The 3,314-nt window shown below is 63.7% G+C and carries 4 protein-coding genes; 3 read left to right on the top strand and 1 reads right to left on the bottom strand.

Going from position 1 to position 3,314, the window contains the following annotated elements; all coding sequences use genetic code 11:
• Positions 1 to 90: 90 nt before the first annotated feature.
• Positions 91 to 1,083 (bottom strand): GlxA family transcriptional regulator, encoded by a 993-nt coding sequence (locus VFL62_RS01490; RefSeq protein ID WP_325170609.1) that lies wholly within the window; start codon positions 1,081 to 1,083, stop codon positions 91 to 93.
• A gap of 65 nt (positions 1,084 to 1,148) precedes the next feature.
• On the opposite strand from VFL62_RS01490, the gene VFL62_RS01485 reads away from it, so the two are divergent.
• The 3 genes from VFL62_RS01485 to VFL62_RS01475 all read left to right on the top strand — a co-directional run.
• Positions 1,149 to 1,889, top strand: coding sequence for a DJ-1/PfpI family protein (locus tag VFL62_RS01485; protein ID WP_325170608.1), 741 nt, complete (start codon positions 1,149 to 1,151; stop codon positions 1,887 to 1,889).
• Between the two features lie 92 nt (positions 1,890 to 1,981).
• Positions 1,982 to 2,530, top strand: coding sequence for a carboxymuconolactone decarboxylase family protein (locus tag VFL62_RS01480; RefSeq protein ID WP_325170607.1), 549 nt, complete (start codon positions 1,982 to 1,984; stop codon positions 2,528 to 2,530).
• Between the two features lie 161 nt (positions 2,531 to 2,691).
• A partial coding sequence (locus VFL62_RS01475) for an alpha/beta hydrolase (protein ID WP_325170606.1) occupies positions 2,692 to 3,314 on the top strand: 623 nt, incomplete at its 3' end.

Below are 3,314 nucleotides of genomic sequence, written 5' to 3'. Positions count from 1 at the left end.
TGGCGAAGTGCGTATCCGTCCGAAGCATAGCAGTCGCGCCGATTGCAGTAAGGCCCAGCTGGAGGCAGTCATGTCTGGACATGGCAATCTTCAAAACGCGAAACGAGAACGGTAGTCTTGCGGCGTAGCGGCGAGCAGGCGCACGAAGCTGCGGCGCATCGTTTCCTCCGAGCCGAAGCCGCAACGCTGCGCGATACGCTTCACCGGTGTGCGTGTCTCCGACAGCAGACGCCGCGCCGCTTCCACCCTCAGCCGCTCGATGGCGCGGGCTGGCGTCTGCCCTGTTGCCTGCGCATAGTGCCGGCCGAAACTGCGCTCGCTCATGCCCGCCTGATCGGCAAGGACTGAGAGCGAGAGATCTTCGGTTAGATGCTCATTGATCCAGGCATGGAGCGCGCCGAACTTGTCCTCCGCTGCTTGCAATGCCAGGGCGGCGCTGAATTGTGCTTGTCCGCCCGGCCGCTTGAGAAAGACGACAAGATAGCGCGCCACGGCGAGCGCCACGGAACGGCCGAGGTCCTCTTCCACGAGCGCCAGCGCCAGATCGATCCCGGCCGTCACGCCGGCCGAGGTCCAGACCGGACCATCGCACACGAAGATCGGATCGGGCTCCACATGTACGGCAGGAAAGCGCTGAGCCAGCTTGGCGCAGTACTTCCAATGTGTCGCGGCGCGGCGGCCGTCCAGTATGCCCGCAGCCGCGAGCAGGAATGCGCCGGTGCAAACGGAGGCGACGCGACGCGCGCGGTTCGCACGCTGCCGCACCCAGTCGATCAGCACCGGGTTCTCGGCTGCCGCCTCGGCCCCCTCGCCACCTGCGACAAGCAAGGTATCGAGCGCCTCGCCGTCTTTGGTGAGCGGACCCGCCGCAAGCGTCAGTCCGGCCGAAGCCGTCGCGCCTTCGCCGCCTTGCGCCACGACCTTGAGCAGATATGGCGGCGTGCCTCCGGCGCTGGCGACGAAATCATTTGCAGAGGCGAACACCTGTACGGGCCCCGTGACGTCGAGCAACTGCACCGCTGGGTAAGTGAGTACGTCGATGACCCGGAGCGAGTTTGGCGAGGAACGAGGGGATTTTGGCATTTCCGCTAAACCATGCCCGGTTAGGTTCGCCTTGCCCATAGATGACTTTGCGCCGGGGAGTGACCATGATTCCGCACGATACTCATCTGCACATCGGCTCCCTCGTGTTCGAGGGCATCGATCAGATCGACCTGACCGGACCGTTCGAGGTGCTGTCGCGCATACCAAACGCGACGTATCGCATCTACGGCAAGACCGCAGCGCCTGTTCGCGACCTGAAAGGATTGCGGCTTACGCCCGATGCCACCCTGGCCGAGGCGCCGCCGCTGGATGTCCTCCATGTGCCGGGCGGCTGCGGCCAGGAGCCTTTGATGGAAGACACCGAAGTGCTCGACTGGATCCGGCAGCAGGCGTCGAGCGCATGCAGCATTTTCTCGGTTTGCACAGGCGCGCTCATCTGCGGCGCGGCGGGCCTACTCAAGGGACGCCGCGCGACGACCCACTGGTCGGCATTTCATCTGTTACCGATCTTCGGCGCGATCCCCGTCAATGAACGGGTGATCGTCGACGGTGCCTGGGTCTTTGCTGCCGGCGTCACGGCCGGCATCGACGGCGCCTTGCGTCTTGCCGCCGAGTTGCGCGGCGACGCGGCGGCACAGGCCATCCAGCTTCACATGGTCTACGCGCCGGAGCCGCCCTTCGACAGCGGCACGCCGGAGGCGGCGCCGGCAGCGATATTGGATGAAGCACGGCGGTCGGTGCGGAAGCTCACGGCGCAGCGCGAGCAAACGGCGCGGCGGGTCGCCGCCAAGCTCGGCTTCTCCATCCCGGCGCGACCAGGGAATGACCTCACCGGCGCCAGGTAGGTCTGGCGAGAACCGAGGGTCTATTGGCGCACGCGCCAACACCCCCATCGCTAAATTCGTTTGCCTAATCGACCCAACAAGGAGTGACTCACATGACGACCTTTCCCGTTCACACAAAGGAATCTGCCCCCAAGGGTTCGCAGCCCGCGCTGGAGCAATTGCAGTCCGCGTTCGGCATGATCCCGAACCTCATCGGCGCGATGTCGACCTCACCGGTACTGATCAACAGCCTCGTCGGTTTGTTCGAGAAGGTGCACGGTGGCAATTTCACGGAAGCGCAGGTCCAAATCGTGCTGCTCACTGACGCGGTGACCAACGGCAGCGCCTGGGCCGTCGCATTCCATACGACCCTGGCGCTCAAGGAGGGGATCGATCCGGCGGACGTGCAGGCGATTCGCGAGGGTCACCTGCCGAAGGACGCAACATTCGCCGCGCTGTCAGGCCTGGCGAAGACGATGATCGAAAAGCGCGGACGTCTCAACGACGAGGACATCAAACGATTCCTCGCGGCCGGGTTCGGAAAGGATCACCTTCTCGAAGTGATCGCCGCGGTGACCGCGTCGACGATCACGAACTACACCGGCAACATTACCAGGCCGCCCCTCGATGCGCCGTTTCAGGCACACGCCTGGGAAGACTGAGAGTTACCCCCGATGTTGTTCCAGAGATCGGTGAACGACATCGTCGGCGTAGCCATCACCAAGATTCGAACCGTTGGCTTGCCGACCGCGTTCCCTTCGGGCCAATTCCAGGAGAATGCCCGTGAATCTGGACCTTCCCGTTTTACGACAGGAGCAAGGAAATGGCTGAGTTACTCGACGGGTTTCGCCATCAGATGGTGCACGTCGGAGAAGCAAATATCCATGCGGTTGTAGGCGGCAAGGGACCGCCGCTAGTCCTGATCCATGGCTTCCCACAGACCTGGTGGGAATGGCGCAGGATGATGCCCCGCTTGGCTGAGACTAATACCGTCGTCGCTGTGGATCTTCGCGGTGCAGGCCATTCGGATTGCCCGCAGGGCGGCTATGACAAGCTGACCATGGCGGCGGATGTTCACGGCGCCATGCAGGCGCTTGGATTCGAGCGTTACGCTGTGTGTGGGCACGACATCGGGGCTATGGTGGCGCTCGCACTGGCTTGTACGCATCGCAGCGCCGTCACCCGTCTCGCGGTCCTCGACGCGTCCCAACCTGGCTGGAGCGGGTGGGAGGCGAACTGCGCCAAGCCTGCTTTATGGCACTTCGCCTTCCACCAGAAGCGCGACCTGCCGGAGCGCCTGTTGTTCGGTCGGGAATATGACTACGTCTCGACCTTCATCGCCGATCGCGCCTTCGACCATGGTGCTCACACCATCGAGGACATTGAGATATTCGCCAGCGCCTTGGCGCGGCCCGGCAATACGCGCGGTGGGCTCGAGTGGTATCG

It is taken from the genome of Bradyrhizobium sp. (genome assembly GCF_035701725.1).
Lineage (GTDB): Bacteria > Pseudomonadota > Alphaproteobacteria > Rhizobiales > Xanthobacteraceae > Bradyrhizobium.
Note: the sequence above shows the minus strand (reverse complement) of the source record. Positions and strands in the feature narration are given on the sequence as shown.

What these genes read in the sequence shown, in the direction of transcription:
- VFL62_RS01480 (WP_325170607.1), top strand. Translation starts at nt 1,982, where the DNA reads ATGACGACCTTTCCCGTTCACACAAAGGAATCTGCCCCCAAGGGTTCG.
- VFL62_RS01490 (WP_325170609.1), bottom strand. Translation starts at nt 1,083, where the DNA reads ATGCCAAAATCCCCTCGTTCCTCGCCAAACTCGCTCCGGGTCATCGAC.
- VFL62_RS01485 (WP_325170608.1), top strand. Translation starts at nt 1,149, where the DNA reads ATGATTCCGCACGATACTCATCTGCACATCGGCTCCCTCGTGTTCGAG.